The organism is Billgrantia antri, assembly GCF_019430905.1.
GTDB lineage: Bacteria > Pseudomonadota > Gammaproteobacteria > Pseudomonadales > Halomonadaceae > Halomonas > Halomonas antri.
Map to the genome: position 1 here is coordinate 79,548 of NZ_JAHYCA010000010.1, position 19,284 is coordinate 98,831.

Genomic DNA, 19,284 nt, shown 5'->3' on the forward strand with positions numbered 1-19,284 from the left:
CGTATCCGACAAGACAAGAGCGAAACGGCACGAAGGGACGAACGCTGACAACCCGTGTCGGCGATCTCTTACACGCCGCGACGCCAGCGCTCGATGAAGAACGCTGGCGTCGCGAGGCGAATCGCCCCCGCCCGGCGAGCGGTCGGGCAGGGGCGAGGGCGAGCCGATCAGGACTCGATCGGGGCGCGCCAGTCGTCGGAACCGGAGGTGCCGGCGACGGTGTGTTCCCAGTCGATCTTGCGGTAGGCCAGGGAGACGTCCATAAGTTGAGTGAACTCGGCCTTGGTCACGTCCTGGGCGTGGGGCATGCGCAGGTTGATGTCGACGATGGTGGCGTCGGTCAGGGTGGTGGTGAAGAAGTGCTCCTGCTTGCCCTCCACGGAAGTGCGGTACCACTTCAGCTCGACGTTGGGCAGCATCTCGCCGGAAGCCAGGGCGTTGTACATCAGCGGCACGGCCTTGTTCAGGGCCACGGTAAAGACGAACGGCTTGTGGGCGCGCTGGCCGGAAGGCTGGCCGGACTGCGGGTCGGTGGGCACGGTAACGACGTGCTTGAACTCCTGGACCAGCATCTCGTCTTCGTGGCCTTCCACGTAGATGTTGCCCACGGAGTCCGGGGTGAAGGCGCCGGCGGTGATGTTGCCCTGGGTCTGGCCTTCGATGCTGATATAGCAGGGAGTCGGCATGGTCTGCTCCTTGACGATGTGAATGAAATGTCCCGATGGACGGTTCATAAGGAGCAGGAGGTGTGCCGCTTTTTGCTAACTCATTTTGAATCAATCAATTAGACATTTCTCAAGGCGTAATGCTAATTAACATTAGGCAAGAAGTTGCCCAGGGCGGGCAAGATCTTGCCCGGCGGGCAATAAATTGCCTAATTCGAATTGGGTTCTTGGGAAGGAAAAGGCGGCCGTAGGCCGCCATAGGTTTTAGAAAGACGCTGCGGCAGAGCGCTACACCTCGCGCTCGCCATCCACCAGCCGCGACACACCCCAGGGGTTGCCGTCACGCAGCACCTCGGGCAGCAAGTCTTCAGGCAGCGCCTGGTAGCACACCGGGCGCAGGAAGCGGAAGATCGCCGCGCTGCCCACCGAGGTGGTGCGGCTGTCGGAGGTGGCCGGGTAGGGCCCGCCGTGGACCATGGCGTGGCATACCTCGACGCCCGTCGGCCAGCCGTTGGCGAGAATGCGCCCCGCCTTGCGCTCGAGGATCGGCAGCAGCGCCTTGGCCGCGTCGAGGTCGCCGTCGTCCATCTGCAGCGTGGCGGTAAGCTGGCCTTCGAGCTCGGCAGCAACGCGGCGCACCTCGGCCTGGTCGGTGCACTCGATCACCAGCGAGGTAGCACCGAACACCTCCTCCTGCAGCTCGGTGTCAGCCAGGAAGTCCGCGGCCGCGGTGACGTAGAGCCCCGCCTGGCACGGGTGGGCGGATTCACCGGCCTGGCCGCGGGCGATTTCGCGTACCTTGCCGTTGCTCGAAAGCCGACCCACGCCCTGCTGGTAGGCGTCGTGGATGCCCGGGGTGAGCATGGTCTGGGCGGCGCTGCCCTTCACGGCCTCGCCCGCCGCCTCGACGAAGGCATCGAGCTCGGGGCCCTTCACCGCGATGACCAGGCCCGGGTTGGTGCAGAACTGCCCGGCGCCCATGTTGAGCGAGGCGACGAAGCCCTCGGCGATCTGCGCCCCACGGGCACGTAACGCCTCCGGCAGCAGGAACACCGGGTTGATCGAACTCATCTCGGCGTAGACCGGGATCGGCTGCGGGCGCGATTGTGCCGTCTTCATCAGCGCGGTGCCGCCGCCGCGGGAGCCGGTGAAGCCGACGGCTTGAATGCGCGGGTCGGCCACCAGCGCCTGGCCGATCTCGCGGCCCGAACCGAACAGCAGCGAGAACACGCCCTCCGGCAGGCCGCTCTTCTCGACGGCACGCTGCATGGCACGACCCACCAGCTCCGAGGTGCCGGGATGGGCGGAGTGGCCCTTGACCACCACCGGGCAGCCGGCGGCCAGCGCCGAGGCGGTGTCGCCGCCGGCCACGGAGAAGGCCAGCGGGAAGTTCGAGGCGCCGAACACGGCGACGGGGCCGAGCGGAATGTGACGCTGGCGCAGGTCGGCGCGGGGCATCGGCTCACGCTCCGGCAGGGCCGGGTCGAGGCGCAGGTCGAGCCACTCGCCGGCGCGCACCACCGAGGCGAACAGGCGCAGCTGGCCGCAGGTACGGCCACGCTCGCCCTCGAGGCGCGCCCGGGGCAGGCCGGTCTCGGCCATGGCGCGCTCGATCAGTTCGTCGCCGATGGCCTCGATCTCGGAGGCCGCAGTCTCGAGAAAGGCGGCGCGCGCTTCGAGGGTGGTCTCGCGGTAGCTGGCAAAGGCCTTCTCGGCGAGTTCGCAGGCGCGCTCGACCTCGGCGGTCGTGCCGCCGCCATAGGTGGGCGCGAGGGTCTCGCCGGTGGCGGGATTGACGGCGTTGATGGGCTGGGAACTGCCGCTGACGGCTTCGCGGCCGATCAGCATCTTGCCTTCCAGGGACATGTCGAACTCCTTGCTGCTCTCAGAGCGATTTCACTTCGATGGCTGGCTGGTCTGCCTCGAAGCGTAGTGGATTGCGCAGGGGGCGACCGAATTCGCTCAGCGCGATCTCGAAGCGGTCGCCGTCGCGGGTCTGGACGCCGTCGGCAAAGCTCAGGGTGGCGGTGCCGAAGAAGTGCACGTGCACGTCACCGGCACGGCGAAAGCCCGCATACTTGAAGTGGTGATGCTCCAGGTTGGCCAGGCTGTGGGCCATGTTGGCCTCGCCGGTGAGGAAGGGCTTCTCCCAGACCGTCTCGTTGCCGCGCACGATGCGGCTGGTGCCTTCCAGATGTTTGGGCAACTCACCGATCAGAAGCTCCGGACCGAAACTACAGGCGCGCAGCTTGGAGTGGGCCAGCCACAGGTAGTTGAAACGCTCGGTCACATGATCGGAGAACTCGTTGCCGATGGCGTAGCCGACCCGCCAGGGCTGGCCGTCGTCGCCGATCACGTAGAGCCCGGCCAGCTCCGGCTCCTCGCCGGCATCCTCGGCAAAGGGCGGCACGGGAATCTCCGTCTCGGGCGCGACGACACAGCTGCCATCGCCCTTGTAGAACCATTCCGGCTGGGCGCCAACGCTGCCTGCCGCGGGCTTGCCGCCGTCCACACCGAGCTTGAACATGCGCATGGAGTCGGTGAGCTCCGCTTCACTCACCTGTGTTTTCGCATGCATCGCCGAGCGCGTATCGGCGCTGCCCAGATGAGTGAGGCCGGTGCCGGTCACCAGGCAGTGGGCCGGGTCGGGGTGGGTCAGCGGCGGCAGCAGGCGTTTCTCGTCGACCAGTCGCTGGTAGTCGAGGCGGGTCTCGGTGAGTGCCGACTCGACGGTGGCGGCCAACGATTGCCCCGCGCTGATGGCGCGGCGGGACAGTGTGTAGGTGTCGCTGTCGAGCAGGCGCACTTCACGGTCGCTTTCGACCCGGGCCGCGTGGATACGGCCATGGTGCTCGCATTGAATCAGGCGCATGGCGCGATTCCTCGTATTGGAAATTGGTTAGAGTGGCCAGATCGCCAGTTGCGGCCACAACAGCAGGGCGGCCAGCACGCAGAGCTGGATGAGCATGAACGGCAGCACCGAGACATAGATATCCTTGAGGCTGATCTCCGGCGGCGCCACGCTCTTGAGATAGAACGCCGCCGGGCCGAAGGGCGGCGACAGGAACGAGACCTGCATGTTCACGGCGAACAGGATGCCGAACCAGATCGGGTCGAAGCCCAGCTCGGTGACGATGGGCAGGAAGATCGGCAGGGCGAGCATGGCGATGCCGATCCAGTCGAGGAACAGGCCGAGCACCAGCATGATGCCCATCATCACCAGGATGATGACGATCGGTGCCACCTCGAGGCCCAGGATCAGGCCCGAGACGAAACGGTTGCCGCCCATCAGGTTGTAGACGCCGACCAGGGCGGCGGCGCCGATACCGATCCAGATGATCATGCCGCAGGTGTTGAGCGTCTGGCCCAGGCTGTGATGCAGCATGGAGAGCGAGAATTCGCGGCGCACTATGATCGCCAGGATGACACCGAACACGCCCATGGCCGCCGCTTCGGTGACCGAGGCGATACCGCCGTAGATGGTACCGAGCACCAGGAAGGCGATCAGCCCGGGGAGCAATATTGCCTTGGCGGCGTCGAGCCTGCCGGTGAAGGGGTTGTCCTGGCTCTCCTCGGTCAACGGCGGTCCCATGTCGGGATTCTTGAGGCAGCGCACCAGTACGTAGGCGATGTAGGAGCCCATCAGAATGACGGCAGGCGTGATCGCCGCGGTGAATAGCTCGGCGATCGAGACGCTGGCGATCAGGCCGTAGATGATCAGCACGATCGACGGCGGCATCATGGTGCCCAGCGCGCCGCCGGCACATACCACGCCGATCGACAGGCGCTTGTCGTAGCCCAGGCGCAGCATTTGCGGCAGCGCCAGGATGCCCAGCAGCACGATCTCGCCGCCGATGATTCCGGACAGCGCGGCGAGGAAGAACGCCACCACGATGGTCTGCACCGCCACGCCACCGGGCAGGCGGCCGGCGAACACGCGCATGGCGTTGAACAGATCCTTGGCGATGCCGGAGCGGTCGAGCAGCGAGGCCATAAGCACGAACATCGGCACCGCAACCAGCGAGTACTCGGTGATGAAGCCGTAGACGCGGCTGGTGATCAGCGGCAGCGCGGTTTCGCCGAACCAGCCGAAGGTGAAGGCCATCGCCACCAGGCCGGTGATGAAGGCCAGCGGCAGGCCTGTCACCAGCAGCGCGAAGATGGCCCCGACCATCAGCAGGGTAGCGGTCGAGATATCCATCAGCGCACCTCCCGGCGGGGGCGAGCCCGCAACGACTGGATCAAGTGCAACAATGCCTGCAGTGTCATCAGCGCCAGGGCGAACAGGATCATGCCCTTGACCAGGGCCGGAAATGGGGGGTTCCAGGAGGTGCCGGAGCGCTCCAGGCGCCATTCGCCGAGCGGACTGTGAGACGCTGTCCAGAACATGGTGAAGGCGGCGTAGCTCATGGCCAGGCAGAAACCCAGCGTCACCAGGTCGTTGAAGCGATCCATCCAGCCCCTGAGGCGCGGGCCGACGTTGTCGTAGAGCACCTTGACCCGGATGTGGCTATTGCGTGCCATGGCGGCAGGGCCGCCCAGGGCGAAGCTGATCGCGATGAGGAATACCACGCTCTCATGGACCCAGGAGGTGGGGGAATTGAACCCATAGCGCAGGAAGACCTCGACTACGCTGATGGCCATGGCCAGCAGGATCATCCAGGCGGCGCCCCGGGCGCCTCTCGACACCAGCCGATCAAGACCGTTGCGCTCGGGCGAGACATCCTCGACATGCTCTACGATGTCGGCGAGTTCCTGTTCGGGCAGGGGCTTGGGGTCATGCTGTTGCTGCGACATGGCGTATCTCTAGTGGCGCTGCGGGCCGCCAGACGCCTGGCGGCCCGCAGCGGTTGCCGGTGTGTGGTTCAGAGCAGGTTGCGCGAGCGCAGGAAGGCGGTGGCGGAGTCGTAGACCTTCTGGGTCATCTCGTTCTCGTCGGCCCACTCCTGCCATTCCGCTTCCGCAGCGGCGCTGAACTTGTGACGCTCCTCGGCGGGCAGGTCGTAGGGGTGAACGTCCGGGTCTTCCTGCAGGCGCTGCAGGGTCTCGATGTCTTGGGCCTTGAGCCGTGCGATCAGGTCGTAGGCCATGCCGTCGAAGGCGGTCTCGAGAGTCGTCTGCAGCTCTTCCGGCAGCTCATCCCAGATCTGCTTGTTGATCGACACGGCGATCATCGGCATCGAGTGGAAGCCGGGGTAGAGCGGGTAGGGCGCGAAGGCGTGCAGGCCCATGGCGTCGTTGTTGGAGAGCACGGTGGAGTCGGCGGCATCGATGACCTTCTTCTCCAGCGCGGTATAGACTTCGGAGCCGGGCAGGTTGACGGGGCTTGCCCCGATGCGCTCGAAGACGTTATAGACCATGCCCTGCGGGGCGCGGATCTTGAGGCCTTCGAAGTCCTCCAAGGACTCGATCGGCACGGTGGAGGGGACCGACTCCAGCGGGAAGGTGGCCGCACCGATCAGGTGCACGCCGTAGGGTTCGACCAGCTCGTTGTAGAGGTCTTCGCCGCCGCCGTGCTTCATGTACTCGAGAAAATCGTAGGGGTCCTGCCAGGCGCCGACCAGGTTACCCAGCATGCCGAAGGCGGGGTCGCGCCCCGAGAAATAGCTGGGGTCGGTCATGTGGCCCTGCAGGATGCCGGAACTCACCGCATCCAGCGTCTCGGTCGGGCCGACCACGGCATTGATCGGCATGACCTCGATCTCGACGCGGCCATCGGTCATGCGGGAGATGCGCTCGGCCCACTCCTGCTTGATCTTGAAGCTGGGCTCGCCGGAGGTCTCGGAGGCCTGGAAGGTCCACTCATACTCGGCGGCGTGGGCCGTGGAGAGGCCCAGCAGCAGAGCCGAGCCGATGAGGATATGACGGGGTGCGAGATTGAGCATACGGGCTCCAGGGGTTGTTAATTGTTACTTGCCGCCTATATGTTGAACATATGCTGTTCATGTTCAACATAGACTTTAGTCGTGACTTCCTCAGGCGGGACGTAGCGTCTCGCCATCCGAACCAAAGGAATTGGCCATGCAAGAGATCGAAATCGGCCTGGTAGGAGTGGGCAAGATCGTCCGCGACCAGCACCTCCCGGCCCTCACCGAAAGCCGCGACTTTCACTTGGTTGCCACCGCGGACCCCCATTCCCGGCACGCGCCGGTACCCGGCTACGCCGCCCTGGGTGAGATGCTCGAGGCGCATCCCGAACTGGAAGCGGTGGCCATCTGCACGCCGACGCACCTGCGCTATTCTCAGGCGCGCATCGCGCTGGAACAGGGCAGGAGCGTATTGCTGGAGAAGCCGCCCGGGGCGACCCTGAGCGAGGTGGAGGATCTGGTCGAACTGGCTGAGCGGCAGGGTTGCACGCTGTTCGCCGCCTGGCACTCGCGCTTTGCCCCGGCCGTGGAGCAGGCTCGTGAGTGGCTGCGGGAGCGGCGCATCCAGAGGGTTGAGATCGACTGGCGGGAGGACGTGCGGGTATGGCACCCGGGCCAGGCGTGGATCTGGGAGCCGGCCGGGATGGGGGTGTTCGATCCCGGCATCAATGCGCTGTCGATTGCCACAGAAATCCTGCCTCGCGCCTTTTTCCTGCGCGATGCGCGGCTGTGGGTACCGAGCAACTGCCAGGCGCCGATCGCCGCGGCGCTGACCTTCAACGATACCGAGGGCACGCCGATCGTGGCCGACTTCGATTTTCGCCAGCCGAGCCCGCCGATATGGAGCATTCACGTCGAGACCGAGGTGGGGCGGCTCAGCCTGCTGCAGGGCGGTTGCCGGCTGGAGCTCGACGGCGAGTGCCTGCTTGATGCCGAGGAGCGCGAGTACCCCGGCCTCTATGCCCGGTTCGCCGAGCTGATCCGGGAGCGTCGCAGCGACGTCGACCTGGCCCCGCTGCGGCATGTGGCGGATGCCTGCCTTGCTGCCTGGCGCGAGCCGACGGAGCCCTTCATCGAATGAGTTGGAAATGGGTTAGATCAGTCCTTGCTGGCGCTGATGGGCTACCAGCTCCCTTATCATGCTCGTCAGCGTCGCCGCGCCCGGGGAGAGCCGGCGGCGCCTCAGGCTCACAAGGCCGAACGGCTGCACACTGAGCCGCTGATGGAAAGGCAGGACGCGAAAGCGCGTCGGGGCGCATAGCAGGTCGGCCACCTGGCGCGTGGTGGCCGTGATCGTATCCGATCGATCGATCAGCGCCAGTGCCACCAGGATGTCGGTGGTATCGACGACCTGCGCCGGTGGGGCGATGGCGTGATAGAGAAACAGCGCGTCGACCCGTTGGCGCATCAGCGCCCCCTGGGGCTGAAGTGCCCACGGATAGGCGGCCATGGCCTCCAGCGTCAGCGGTTCAGCTCCCGACAGCGGGTGACCCTCACGGCACACGAAGCAGATCTCCTCCTCGCCGATCTCCTCGAACACGAACGGGTCGGTCGGGAACCCGGCCGGGATTCGCGTTATGGCGAAATCCAGCTCGCCCTCCAACAGCCTCGGCACCAGTCGCTTGCTGACGTCGACCTCGACGCTGACCTTGAGCCTGGGGTGGGTGCGGTGCACCCGCTCGATGGCGCTGGCCAGCAGGGTCACCGCCGGTGCCATTACCGTGCCGATGGCCACCTTGCCGGCATTGCCCTCGAGCAGGGCATTGAGCTCTTTGCCGGTGTTGCGAAGATCCGACAGCATGGCTTGCGCATGCCGTACCAGCACCTCTCCATACCAGTTAGGCACGAGCCCGCGTGAGTGGCGATCGAACAGCTTGACGCCCAGTTGGGCTTCGATGTCGCCGAGGAGTTTAGAAGCGGCCGGCTGACTGATGCCCAACTGCGCAGCCGCGCGATGCAGGTTGCGCTGCTCGTCGAGCGCCAGGAAGAGCTGGAAATGGCGCAACTTTAGTCGTGCTTGCAGGAACCAGTCGTCATCCAGCGTGCGCATGGTGCCTCTCCGTTCTCTTTTTTGATAACAGTTTATATATCAAAAATAACAAGTTTGCGTATTGGTTGGTTATGTCAGGCCTGGCTACTGTAGCGGCTGTATCCGCGGCGAATGCGTCGCACCGACAACAACAATTCCAGGATCAAGGAGATAGATCATGCCACTGACGTACGCTTCGGCGCGCGGTGCCGGCTTGCATCTGCCGCTGAGTGCGGCGGCTGCCGTACTGTTGCTGGGCGTGGCCGAGGTTCATGGCAGCGCCGAGTCGCCTTCCGACGACGCGCACGGTGTCGAAAAATCGGTGTTTGGCCAGTTGCCCGACGGTCGCCAGGTTGATGTATATCGCCTTACCAATGCCAATGGCATCGAGATGCGTGTCATCAACTATGGCGGCATCATCCTCTCGCTGAAGACTCCCGATATGCAGGGCGAACTCGACGATATCGTGCTGGGCTTCGATGCGCTGGACGAGTACCTCTCCGACGAATATCGCCAGGCCAACCCCTACTTCGGTGCCCTGATCGGGCGCTACGGCAATCGCATCGCCGACGGCCAGTTCTCTCTCGACGGGAAAACCCATACGTTGGCGAGCAACGATGGAGACAACCATCTTCATGGCGGTCAGCAGGGATTCGACAGGGTGCTGTGGCAGGCCGAGCCGTTCGAGAACGACGAAGGGGCCGGCCTCGTCCTGCGCTATACCAGCGAGGACGACGAGGAGGGCTATCCGGGGCGGCTGGAAACCGAGGTGACCTACACCTTGACCGACACTGATGAGTTGCTCGTCGACTACCGGGCAACTACCGACAAGGCGACGCCGGTCAACCTCACCCAGCACAGCTACTTCAACCTCGAGGGCGAGGGCAGCGGCAGCATTCTCGATCACCATTTGATGATCAACGCCGAAGCCTTCACTCCGGTGGACGACACCTTGATTCCCACCGGCGAGATTCGCCCGGTCGAAGGCACACCATTCGATTTCACCCAACCGACGCCGATCGGCGAGCGCATCGAGCAGGACAACGAGCAACTGACCTTCGGCAAGGGCTACGACCATAACTTCGTTCTTGCCGAGCAGGCTGCTTCTCCCAGTGAGCCCGTGCTGGCCGCCAAGGTGTGGGAGCCCGACAGCGGACGCCTGCTGGAGATCGCCACCACCGAGCCGGCAATCCAGTTCTATTCGGGAAACTTCCTGGCCGGCGACCTGACGGGCAAGCGGGGCCAGGCCTACGAGCATCGCTCCGGGTTCGCGCTGGAGACCCAGCACTACCCCGACTCCCCCAACCAGATCGACTTTCCGTCGACGATTCTCGAGCCGGGGGAGACCTATCGCACGCGCACGATCTACCGGTTCTCCGCCCAGGAAGAAGCCCCGGGCACATGATCCAAGAGTCTGAACATCAACAACAACACATGCAGAGACTTAGGAGTACGTCATGACTTTCACCACTACCTTCACTCGTCTGGCCCTGAGTGCCGGCCTGGCGCTCGGAACCGTCGGCGCGGCTCAGGCGGCCGAAGAGGACGTCAAGATAGGCTTCATCGTCAAGAAGCCTGAGCAGGCCTGGTTCATCAACGAGCAGGAGGCCGCCACTCAGGCCGGAGAAGAGCTGGGCTTCAGCGTCGTCCGACTGGGCGGCGAGGATGGCCAGGAGGTGCTGAGTGCCATCGACAACCTCAACTCCCAGGGTGCCCAGGGCTTCGTCATCTGCCCGCCCGACGTGCGCCTGGGCCCCGCTATCATGAACCGTGCCAACCAGTACGGCATGAAGGTGGTCACGGTAGACGACCGCTTCGTGGGCAGCGACGGCGAGCCCATGGAGGAGGTTCCGCACCTGGGCATGTCCGGCTACAAGATTGGCCAGCAGGTCGGCGAGGCGATTGCCGCCGAGATGGAGGCCCGCGGCTGGGATCCTCAGGAGGTCGCCGCGCTGCGCATCACCAACTATGAGCTACCCACCGCCAAGGAGCGCACCGACGGTGCCACCGACGCGTTGTTGGAGTGGGGATTCCCGGAAGACAACATCTTCGACGCACCCCAGCAGAACACCGATACCAGCAGCGCCTTCTCGGCCGCCTCGCCGGTCATCTCACAGCGCGGCGAGTTCGAGCACTGGATCATCTACGCCCTCAACGAGGAGAGCGTGCTGGGCGGCGTGCGCGCCACCGAGCAGTACGGCCTGGGGGCCGAAGACGTGATCGGCGTGGGCATCAACGGCTCGGGTGCCGCCTTCGCCGAGTTCTCACGCAGCAACCCGACGGGCTTCCACGGCACCGTGGCGGTGAGTTCCACCCAGCACGGGCGCCAGACGGCGGAGGATCTCTATCGCTGGATCACCGAAGGTGAAGAGCCGCCGGCCAACACCGAAACCTCCGGCACCCTGATGACGCGCGACAACTGGCAGGAAGTGCGCGCCGAACTCGGACTGTGAACATGACCGAACCCTATCTTCGATTCGACGGCATCAGCGTGGTCTTCCCCGGCGTGCGGGCGCTCGACAGGGTCAGCTTCGGTGTGCACGCCGGCCAGGTACATGCGCTGATGGGCGAGAACGGTGCCGGCAAGTCGACGCTGCTCAAGGTGCTCAGCGGGGTCAACCGCGTCACTGAAGGAGCGCTGTGGATCGACGGCGAGCGTCATGTGTTCGCCAACGCCCGCGAGGCGCTCGGCCAGGGTATCGCCATCATCTACCAGGAGTTGACGCTGGCGCCAAACATGTCGGTGGCCGAGAACCTGCTTCTCGGCCAGCTTCCGGTCAGCCGTGGCTTCATCGACCGACGCCAGCTGCGCGAGCGGGCATTGCGCATCCTCGAAGAACTCGGCGAGAGGAGCATCCACCCCTCGACCAAGGTGCGCGATCTCTCCATCGGCCAGCAGCAGATGATAGAGATCGGCCGCGCGCTGCTGCGCGATGCGCGCATCATCGCCTTCGACGAGCCGACCAGCAGCCTGTCGGTGCAGGAGACGCGCCAGCTCGAGCGCATCGTCGCCCGGCTGCGTGACGAGGGCCGCGTGGTGCTCTACGTCACCCATCGCATGGAGGAGGTCTTCAAGATGTGCGATGCGGTCACCGTGTTCCGCGACGGCAAGCACATTCGTACCCACCAGAGCCTAGAAACGCTCGATCACGACACCCTGGTCAGCGAGATGGTCGGCCGCGACATCGAGGATGTCTACGGCTACCGCGAGCGTAAGCAGGGCGAGGTGATGCTTGAGATCGACGCCATCGAGGGTCGAGGGCTCAGGGCGCCCGTGAGCTTCGCGGTCAAGCGCGGCGAAGTGTTCGGTCTGTTCGGCCTGGTGGGGGCGGGGCGCAGCGAATTGATGCGACTGGTATGCGGCGTCGAGACCGCCCAGGCGGGCGAGGTGCGCCTCCAGGGTGTGGCTCGGCGCTTTGCCAGCACTGGCGAGGCCATCCGCCGGGGCATCGCCATGTGCCCGGAGGATCGCAAGTCGCAGGGCATCTTTCCCGTCGCCAGCGTGGCCGACAACCTCAACGTAAGCTGCCGGCGCTTCTTCAAGCGCTGGGGGCTGCTGCGCGACCCGCGCCGAGAACGTGCCAACGCCGAGGAGTACATCAAGCGGCTGAGTATCAAGACGCCGGGGCCGCGTACGCCCATCGGCACGCTCTCCGGCGGCAACCAGCAGAAGGTGATTCTGGCGCGCTGGCTATCCGAGAAGATCGACTTGTTCGTGATGGACGAGCCGACACGCGGTATCGACGTGGGCGCTCGGCGGGACATCTACAACCTGCTCTTCGAGCTGACCGAGCAGGGCAAGAGCGTCGTCGTGATCTCCAGCGATCTGGCTGAGGTGAGCTCCATCTGCGACCGCATCGGCGTGATGCGCGACGGCGCGCTGATTGACATCGTGCCCCGCCAGGAGGCCACCCAGGAGCGTCTGCTGGGGTTGGCGCTGCCTGCCTGAGACTGTCTACAAGTGCATCGTCAAGCGCATCGACAAATACATGACAAGAGGCATCTGAGGGATACGACATGACTACCCAAAAACTCGCAGGGGCAGACCGCAGTGCGACGGCTGCGCCCCCGCGCCGAGGGCTGCCCAAGCCCCTGCGCACCCTGCTCGACACGTCCGGATTGATCGCCATCTTCCTGATCCTGTTCATCGCACTGGCGGTTTTCATCCCGGGCTTCTTCACCGGACGCAACATGGTGGGCCTGCTGCTCTCCATCACCCTGATCGGCACCATCGCCACCACCATGATGATGGTGCTGGCGCTGGGCGAGGTCGATCTCTCGGTAGCCTCCATCGTCGCTTTCGCCGGCGTCGTCGCCGCCGTGGTCACCTCGGCTTCCGGCAGCGTGGTGATCGGCGTACTCGGCGGCGTACTCGCCGGGGGCGCGGTAGGGGCCTTCAACGGCTTCGTGGTGGCGAAGTTCGGTATCAATTCGTTGATCGCCACCCTCGCCGCCATGGAGTTCGTGCGCGGCCTGGCCTACATCACCTCCGGCGGCGACGCGGTGATGATCACCGTGCCCGAGTTCTTCGACCTCGGCAGCGCCTCCTTCCTCGGCCTGACCCTGCCGGTATGGACCATGATCGCCTGCTTCGTGATCTTCGGCGTACTGCTAAACATGACCGCGTTCGGGCGCAACGTGCTGGCCACCGGCGGCAACCCCGAGGCGGCGGCGCTGGCCGGGGTCAACGTGCGCCGGCTCAAGGTAATCGTCTTCGGCCTGCAGGGCGTGGTGGCCGGCATTGCCGGGGTGCTGCTCACCTCGCGCATGGGACTTGGCGATCCCAATACCTCGATGGGGTTGGAGCTCGCCGTCATCTCGGCCTGTGTGCTGGGCGGCGTGGCCCTCTCCGGCGGCGTGGCAACCATCACTGGCGTGCTGGTGGGCGTTCTCATCATGGGCTGCGTGCAGAACGCCATGGGCCTGCTCAACGTTCCCACTTTCTATCAGTACCTAGTACGCGGCGCGATCCTGCTGCTGGCGGTAATGTTCGACCGCTGGAAGCAGACCCGACGCCAGCGTGCGTGATCCTTCGGTTCCAGGAGACCTCGTATGACCGACCGCAAGCGTCCCTTGCGCAGCGCCGAGTGGTTCGGCACCGCCGACAAGAACGGCTTCATGTACCGCAGCTGGATGAAGAACCAGGGCATTCCGGACCACGAGTTCGAAGGCAAGCCGATCATCGGCATCTGCAACACCTGGTCGGAACTCACGCCCTGCAACGCGCACTTCCGCAAGCTGGCCGAACACGTCAAGAAGGGCGTGCTGGAAGCGGGCGGCTATCCGGTGGAGTTCCCGGTGTTCTCCAACGGCGAGTCGCTGCTGCGCCCCACGGCCATGTTCACCCGCAACCTGGCGAGCATGGACGTGGAGGAATCGATCCGCGGCAACCCGCTGGATGCGGTAGTGCTGCTGGTGGGCTGCGACAAGACTACGCCGGCACTGCTGATGGGCGCGGCGAGCTGCGACATCCCCACCATCGTGGTGACCGGCGGGCCGATGCTCAACGGCAAGCATGAGGGCAGGGACATCGGTTCCGGCACCGTGGTCTGGCAACTCTCCGAGCAGGTCAAGGCGGGCAAGATCTCGATTCATGATTTCATGGCCGCCGAGGCCGGCATGTCCCGTTCGGCGGGCACCTGTAACACCATGGGCACGGCCTCGACCATGGCCTGCATGGCCGAGTCGCTGGGCACCTCGTTGCCGCACAACGCGGCGATTCCCGCGGTGGACGCGCGGCGCTACGTGCTGGCGCATCTCTCCGGTAACCGCATCGTCGAGATGGTCGACGAGGATCTCACGCTCTCCAAGATCCTGACCAAGCAGGCCTTCGAGAACGCCATTCGCACCAACGCTGCCATCGGCGGCTCGACCAACGCGGTGATCCATCTCAAGGCGATTGCCGGGCGAGTCGGGGTCGAGCTCGATCTCGACGACTGGAGCCGGGTCGGCCGTGGTACGCCGACCATCGTCGATCTGCAGCCCTCCGGACGCTTCCTGATGGAGGAGTTCTACTATGCTGGCGGACTGCCCGCGGTGCTGCGCCGGCTGGGCGAGGCCGGCCGCCTGCCGCACAAGGAGGCGCTCACGGTCAACGGCAAGACGCTGTGGGAGAACGTCAAGGATGCGCCGCTCTACAACGACGAGGTCATCCGTCCATTGGACAATCCCCTGCGCGAGGATGGCGGCATGTGCGTACTGCACGGCAACCTGGCGCCGCGCGGGGCGGTGCTCAAGCCCTCGGCTGCTAGTCCCGAACTGATGACCCATCGTGGCCGGGCGGTGGTGTTCGAGGACTTCGACGACTACAAGGCACGCATCAACGACCCCGAGCTCGAGGTCGACGCCGATAGCATACTGGTGATGAAGAACTGCGGACCTCGTGGTTATCACGGCATGGCCGAGGTCGGCAACATGGGCCTGCCGGCGAAGCTGCTCGAGCAGGGCGTGACCGACATGGTGCGTATCTCCGATGCGCGTATGAGCGGCACCGCCTACGGCACCGTGGTGCTGCACGTGGCCCCCGAGGCGGCGGCCGGTGGGCCGCTCGCCGCGGTGCGCAACGGCGACTGGATCGAACTCGACTGCGATGCCGGCAGGCTGCATCTGGACATCAGCGACGCTGAACTCGAGGCACGCCTGGCCGAGAGCGATCCCACCGCCAAGTCGCGGCATATCGCCAGCGATGGCGGCTATCGCCAGCTTTACATTGAACACGTGCTGCAGGCCGATGAGGGGTGCGACTTCGATTTCCTGCGGGGCTCGCGTGGCGCCGAAGTGCCGAGACATTCGCATTGAACCGGTTGGGAGGCGAACGGCGCATGGTCGACGGCTCGATGATCCAGTGCGCCTGGTCGGGGCGGGCCCGGCTGGGGGAAGGGCCGCTGTGGTGCCCCGTGCGCGGAGAGGCCGGTCAGCTGCTGTTCGTCGATATCCTGGGGCGCAGCCTGCATGAACACGACTTCGCCAGCGGTAGAACCCGCCACTGGACGCTCGACGAGGCGTGCTGCTGGCTGGTGCCGCGCGATGACGGCGATGGCTTCATTGCCGGGCTCGCCTCGCGGCTGGTGCACCTGCGTCTCGACGAGGACGGGCCGAATATCGTCGGCGGATGGACCACGCCCGACGAGCCGGAAGGCAACCGCTTCAACGATGCGGCTGTGGATGACCGGGGGCGGCTCTGGTTCGGCTCGATGAAGGAGAGAGAGGGCGGGAAGGGTGAGCCGGGCCGGGGTGCCCTCTATTGCCTCGACGGGACGAAGCTTCGCCGGGTCGATGATGGCTACGGTGTCGCCAACGGTCCTGCCATAAGCCCCGATGGCAGGACGCTCTACCACAGCGATACGGCGGCCGGCCTCGTCTATGCCTTTGATCTTTCGCTTGATGGGCTTTCCGGCAAGCGCGAACACCTGCGCTTCGACGGTACTCAGGGCCTTCCTGATGGCATGACCTGCGATGCGGAGGGCGGCCTGTGGATCGCCCACTGGGGCGGCGGGCGGGTCAGCCGCTTCCTGCCCGAGGGAACACTGAGCGAGACCTTGATCCTGCCCGCCTCGCGGGTGACATCCTGCACCTTTGGCGGACCCGAGCTGGATCAGCTCTTCATCACCACCGCGGCTGATGGCCGCGATCAGGAAGCGCTGGCGGGCAGCCTGTTCCGCGTGAAGCCTGGCGTTCGCGGCCTGCCCTCGCCGGCCTTCAAGGCGTAGCGGTGGGTGCCACCTCGAGCCAGCTGCCCAACGTCCCATCTCCCGGCTCGATGCCCAGTGCCTCGGCGGTACCCTGCAGTACCTCGCGGGCAGCCAGGAAGGCCTCGCGGGGCCGGCGGGCGCGAATCGCCTCCATCACCTGGCGGTGACGCTCGAAGCTGGCCTCGGGGTCGGCGGTACTGTCGTTTGAAGTTTCCACCAGCAGATGGATTGATGGGCGCAGGATATGCGAGAGCTGCGCCCAGACGATGTTATGGCTGGCCTTGAAGATGGCCACGTGGAAGGCGACGTCATGGTCGCTGTAGCGCTGCTTCTCTTCGGCACTCTCGGCATGCAGGTGACGGCTCATGCCCTCCAGTGCCTCCTCGATGGCGACCAGATCGAGCGCCTTGGCGCGCCGCGCCGCCGTCATCGCCACGTAGGGTTCGACGTCGAGCCGGAAGGCCAGGATCTCGCGCTGGATGCGCGGGTTGGGCGAGGCGTAGCGGGTCATCCACTCGGTCACCGAGGGATCGAGGATGTTCCACTCCTCGTAGTCGCGCACCTTGGAGCCGTGGCCGGAGATCCGCGCAATGATGCCGACATCGACAAGCTGACGCAGGTCGCTCCTCACCGCCGAGCGATTGATCGCAAACTGCTCGCAGAGGTCGATCTCCTTGGGCACGAAGTCACCGGGCTGGTAGCGACCGGAAAAGATGGCTTCGGCAAGGTACTCCACCACGCTGGGGCGGGCGGGCTTTACGGGGCGCTTGGGCAGTGTCGCGGTCATGGCAGCTCATGTCGATGATTTGCCACATAAAGTGCCATATGTTCAACATATGGGCAATGCGGCCTAGGTCGCAATGCCAGGGCGCCACGCCCTGCCACTGCGACCTAGGGGGCCCTGTTCTTGATCTCAGCGCTGATGAGCCCGCCACTGGCGTATCCCGAAGGTCCAAGGCGGCAGCTTGTCGGAGCGGTCGACCCGATTGACCAGTGCGCCCAGCGCCGGCGTGGCGATGGTGACGCTGTCGCCGATATGGTGGGTGAAGCCCTGGCCCTCGCCGTCGCGGTCTTGAATCGGCGAGAACATGGTACCAAGGAACAGCATGAAACCGTCCGGATACTGGTGATGCGCACCGACGGTCTGGCGCACCAGGTCCAGTGGGTCGCGGCTGATCTCACGCATGTCGCTCTCGCCTTCGAGCAGGAAGCCGTCGTCCTCGCCCTCGATGCGCAGTGTCACGTGGGCCTGGCGCACGCTGTCCAGCGTGAAGCGTTCGTCGAACAGGCGAATGAACGGACCGATGGCGCAGGAGGCGTTGTTGTCCTTGGCCTTGCCCAGCAGCAGGGCGCTGCGGCCCTCGACGTCGCGCAGGTTGACATCGTTGCCGAGCGTGGCGCCCTTGGGCGCGCCCAGGGCATCCACCGCCAGCACGATTTCCGGCTCGGGGTTGTTCCATTGCGACGCCGGATGCAGGCCGACGCGGGCGCCGAAACCCACCGATGAGAACGGCTGCGACTTGGTGAACACTTCGGCATCCGGGCCGAGGCCCACCTCCATGTACTGGGACCAGGCGCCACGTGCCTGCAGCGCCGCTTTGAGCGCCATGGCCTCGTCGGAGCCCGGTGCGATGCGCGACAGGTCCTGGCCGATCACCTCGTTGAGCTCGGCGCGCAACTGGCTGGCCTTGGCGGCGTCGCCGCCGGCCTGCTCCTCGATCACTCGCTCCAACAGGCTCACAGCGAAGGTCACGCCGCAGGCCTTGATCGCCTGCACGTCGCAGGGTGCGAGCAGGTAAGGAGTGATTTGTGGTTCGGCCAGCGAGTTCTGCAGCAGGGTGGCGACGGGGCCCAGCGATTCGCCTTCGGCTCGCCGCACGAAGGCGGCGGCATCGTCGCGATCGAGCAGGTCGGCCATGCAGTCGCACTGGGCGGAGATATCGATCACCTCGCCCTGGCGTACCACTACCAGGGCGGGGCCGGCGGCCGTGCTCGGTCCGCCGTCAGCGCGCCATACGCGGCCCACCAGCAGGGCCTGCTCCACGTCGTGGGGAAGATAAACGTTCGTCTCGTTGTCGTTCACGTCTCATGCCTCGCGTTTGCCATCGACCAACCGTGACACACCCCAGGGGTTGCCGTCACGCAGCACCTCGGGCAGCAAGTCTTCAGGCAGCGCCTGGTAGCACACCGGGCGCAGGAAGCGGAAGATCGCCGCGCTGCCCACCGAGGTGGTGCGGCTGTCGGAGGTGGCCGGGTAGGGCCCGCCGTGGACCATGGCGTGGCATACCTCGACGCCCGTCGGCCAGCCGTTGGCGAGAATGCGCCCCGCCTTGCGCTCGAGGATCGGCAGCAGCGCCTTGGCCGCGTCGAGGTCGCCGTCGTCCATCTGCAGCGTGGCGGTAAGCTGGCCTTCGAGTTGGCTCGCCACGCGCTTCACCTCCGCCAGGTCGGTGCACTCGATCACCAGCGAGGTAGCACCGAACACCTCCTCCTGCAGCTCGGGATCGGCCAGGAAATCCTCGGCCGCGGTGACGTAGAGCCCCGCCTGGCACGGGTGGGCCGATTCGCCGGCCTGGCCGCGGGCGACTTCCCTGACCTTGTCGTTCGACGAGAGCCGGCCCACACCCTGCTGGTAGGCGTCGTGGATGCCCGGGGTGAGCATGGTCTGGGCGGCGCTGCCCTTGAGCGCATCGCCCGCCGCCTCGACGAAGGCGTCGAGCTCGGGGCTCTTCACCGCAATCACCAGCCCGGGGTTGGTGCAGAACTGCCCGGCGCCCATGTTGAGCGAGGCGACGAAGCCCTCGGCGATCTGCGCCCCACGGGCACGTAACGCCTCCGGCAGCAGGAACACCGGGTTGATCGAACTCATCTCGGCGTAGACCGGGATCGGCTGCGGGCGCGATTGTGCCGTCTTCATCAGCGCGGTGCCGCCGCCGCGGGAGCCGGTGAAGCCGACGGCTTGAATGCGCGGGTCGGCCACCAGCGCCTGGCCGATCTCGCGGCCCGAACCGAACAGCAGCGAGAACACGCCC

General features: G+C 65.6%; 17 protein-coding genes. 7 read left to right on the plus strand and 10 right to left on the minus strand.

Annotated elements, in window-relative coordinates; all coding sequences use genetic code 11:
- Window positions 1-167: 167 nt before the first annotated feature.
- The 6 genes from KPL81_RS20435 to KPL81_RS20460 form a co-directional block, all read right to left on the minus strand.
- Window positions 168-686, minus strand: a complete 519-nt coding sequence (locus tag KPL81_RS20435) for an Hcp family type VI secretion system effector (RefSeq protein ID WP_209477115.1) — start codon at window positions 684-686, stop codon at window positions 168-170.
- 267 nt (window positions 687-953) lie between these two features.
- A complete protein-coding gene (locus KPL81_RS20440; RefSeq protein ID WP_219793692.1) occupies window positions 954-2,531 on the minus strand; it encodes an aldehyde dehydrogenase (NADP(+)) in 1,578 nt (525 codons plus the stop codon).
- A gap of 19 nt (window positions 2,532-2,550) precedes the next feature.
- Window positions 2,551-3,537, minus strand: a complete 987-nt coding sequence (gene araD1, locus KPL81_RS20445) for an AraD1 family protein (protein ID WP_219793693.1) — start codon at window positions 3,535-3,537, stop codon at window positions 2,551-2,553.
- A 27-nt stretch (window positions 3,538-3,564) separates the two neighbouring features.
- Window positions 3,565-4,866, minus strand: coding sequence for a TRAP transporter large permease (locus KPL81_RS20450; RefSeq protein ID WP_219793694.1), 1,302 nt, complete (start codon window positions 4,864-4,866; stop codon window positions 3,565-3,567).
- The gene (locus KPL81_RS20455; RefSeq protein WP_219793695.1) at window positions 4,866-5,462 is read right to left on the minus strand and encodes a TRAP transporter small permease subunit; all 597 of its coding nucleotides are present in this window, start codon (window positions 5,460-5,462) and stop codon (window positions 4,866-4,868) included. Before KPL81_RS20455 ends, KPL81_RS20450 begins: the two co-directional genes overlap by 1 nt.
- A gap of 68 nt (window positions 5,463-5,530) precedes the next feature.
- Entirely contained in the window at window positions 5,531-6,550 is a 1,020-nt protein-coding gene (locus KPL81_RS20460; protein ID WP_219793696.1) for a TRAP transporter substrate-binding protein, read from the minus strand.
- 136 nt (window positions 6,551-6,686) lie between these two features.
- On the opposite strand from KPL81_RS20460, the gene KPL81_RS20465 reads away from it, so the two are divergent.
- Window positions 6,687-7,613: a Gfo/Idh/MocA family protein gene (locus KPL81_RS20465; RefSeq protein WP_219793697.1), complete on the plus strand. Its 927-nt coding sequence runs from the start codon at window positions 6,687-6,689 to the stop codon at window positions 7,611-7,613.
- A 12-nt stretch (window positions 7,614-7,625) separates the two neighbouring features.
- Here KPL81_RS20465 and KPL81_RS20470 read toward each other — a convergent pair whose 3' ends face one another.
- Window positions 7,626-8,582 (minus strand): LysR family transcriptional regulator, encoded by a 957-nt coding sequence (locus KPL81_RS20470; RefSeq protein WP_209477123.1) that lies wholly within the window; start codon window positions 8,580-8,582, stop codon window positions 7,626-7,628.
- A gap of 157 nt (window positions 8,583-8,739) precedes the next feature.
- On the opposite strand from KPL81_RS20470, the gene KPL81_RS20475 reads away from it, so the two are divergent.
- From KPL81_RS20475 to KPL81_RS20500, 6 genes are all read left to right on the plus strand, one after another.
- Window positions 8,740-9,966, plus strand: coding sequence for an aldose epimerase family protein (locus tag KPL81_RS20475; protein ID WP_219793698.1), 1,227 nt, complete (start codon window positions 8,740-8,742; stop codon window positions 9,964-9,966).
- 52 nt (window positions 9,967-10,018) lie between these two features.
- A complete protein-coding gene (locus KPL81_RS20480) occupies window positions 10,019-11,014 on the plus strand; it encodes an arabinose ABC transporter substrate-binding protein (RefSeq protein ID WP_209477127.1) in 996 nt (331 codons plus the stop codon).
- Between the two features lie 2 nt (window positions 11,015-11,016).
- A complete protein-coding gene (gene araG, locus KPL81_RS20485) occupies window positions 11,017-12,510 on the plus strand; it encodes an L-arabinose ABC transporter ATP-binding protein AraG (protein WP_219793699.1) in 1,494 nt (497 codons plus the stop codon).
- A gap of 68 nt (window positions 12,511-12,578) precedes the next feature.
- Window positions 12,579-13,589 carry an L-arabinose ABC transporter permease AraH gene (gene araH / locus KPL81_RS20490; protein WP_219793700.1) on the plus strand — a complete coding sequence of 337 codons (1,011 nt, stop codon included), beginning with the start codon at window positions 12,579-12,581 and terminating at the stop codon, window positions 13,587-13,589.
- Window positions 13,590-13,613: 24 nt separating this feature from the next.
- A complete protein-coding gene (locus KPL81_RS20495) occupies window positions 13,614-15,359 on the plus strand; it encodes an IlvD/Edd family dehydratase (RefSeq protein WP_209477133.1) in 1,746 nt (581 codons plus the stop codon).
- Window positions 15,356-16,270 carry an SMP-30/gluconolactonase/LRE family protein gene (locus KPL81_RS20500; protein ID WP_240549421.1) on the plus strand — a complete coding sequence of 305 codons (915 nt, stop codon included), beginning with the start codon at window positions 15,356-15,358 and terminating at the stop codon, window positions 16,268-16,270. The genes KPL81_RS20495 and KPL81_RS20500 overlap by 4 nt, the downstream gene beginning before the upstream one ends.
- Here the strand turns inward: KPL81_RS20500 and KPL81_RS20505 are convergent.
- The 3 genes from KPL81_RS20505 to KPL81_RS20515 form a co-directional block, all read right to left on the minus strand.
- Window positions 16,260-17,039, minus strand: a complete 780-nt coding sequence (locus KPL81_RS20505) for a FadR/GntR family transcriptional regulator (RefSeq protein ID WP_209477135.1) — start codon at window positions 17,037-17,039, stop codon at window positions 16,260-16,262. The two genes, KPL81_RS20500 and KPL81_RS20505, sit on opposite strands and share 11 nt — an antisense overlap.
- Before the next feature lie 126 nt (window positions 17,040-17,165).
- Window positions 17,166-18,335, minus strand: a complete 1,170-nt coding sequence (locus KPL81_RS20510) for a fumarylacetoacetate hydrolase family protein (protein WP_219793701.1) — start codon at window positions 18,333-18,335, stop codon at window positions 17,166-17,168.
- Window positions 18,336-18,338: 3 nt separating this feature from the next.
- Window positions 18,339-19,284: aldehyde dehydrogenase family protein (locus tag KPL81_RS20515; RefSeq protein WP_219793702.1), on the minus strand; the 946-nt coding region annotated here is incomplete at its 5' end.

Excerpts from the sequence above, each read along its gene's own strand:
- KPL81_RS20435 (WP_209477115.1), bottom strand. The coding sequence starts at position 686 with ATGCCGACTCCCTGCTATATCAGCATCGAAGGCCAGACCCAGGGCAAC.
- KPL81_RS20440 (WP_219793692.1), bottom strand. The coding sequence starts at position 2,531 with ATGTCCCTGGAAGGCAAGATGCTGATCGGCCGCGAAGCCGTCAGCGGC.
- araD1 (WP_219793693.1), bottom strand. The coding sequence starts at position 3,537 with ATGCGCCTGATTCAATGCGAGCACCATGGCCGTATCCACGCGGCCCGG.
- KPL81_RS20450 (WP_219793694.1), bottom strand. The coding sequence starts at position 4,866 with ATGGATATCTCGACCGCTACCCTGCTGATGGTCGGGGCCATCTTCGCG.
- KPL81_RS20455 (WP_219793695.1), bottom strand. The coding sequence starts at position 5,462 with ATGTCGCAGCAACAGCATGACCCCAAGCCCCTGCCCGAACAGGAACTC.
- KPL81_RS20460 (WP_219793696.1), bottom strand. The coding sequence starts at position 6,550 with ATGCTCAATCTCGCACCCCGTCATATCCTCATCGGCTCGGCTCTGCTG.
- KPL81_RS20465 (WP_219793697.1), top strand. The coding sequence starts at position 6,687 with ATGCAAGAGATCGAAATCGGCCTGGTAGGAGTGGGCAAGATCGTCCGC.
- KPL81_RS20470 (WP_209477123.1), bottom strand. The coding sequence starts at position 8,582 with ATGCGCACGCTGGATGACGACTGGTTCCTGCAAGCACGACTAAAGTTG.
- KPL81_RS20475 (WP_219793698.1), top strand. The coding sequence starts at position 8,740 with ATGCCACTGACGTACGCTTCGGCGCGCGGTGCCGGCTTGCATCTGCCG.
- KPL81_RS20480 (WP_209477127.1), top strand. The coding sequence starts at position 10,019 with ATGACTTTCACCACTACCTTCACTCGTCTGGCCCTGAGTGCCGGCCTG.
- araG (WP_219793699.1), top strand. The coding sequence starts at position 11,017 with ATGACCGAACCCTATCTTCGATTCGACGGCATCAGCGTGGTCTTCCCC.
- araH (WP_219793700.1), top strand. The coding sequence starts at position 12,579 with ATGACTACCCAAAAACTCGCAGGGGCAGACCGCAGTGCGACGGCTGCG.
- KPL81_RS20495 (WP_209477133.1), top strand. The coding sequence starts at position 13,614 with ATGACCGACCGCAAGCGTCCCTTGCGCAGCGCCGAGTGGTTCGGCACC.
- KPL81_RS20505 (WP_209477135.1), bottom strand. The coding sequence starts at position 17,039 with ATGACCGCGACACTGCCCAAGCGCCCCGTAAAGCCCGCCCGCCCCAGC.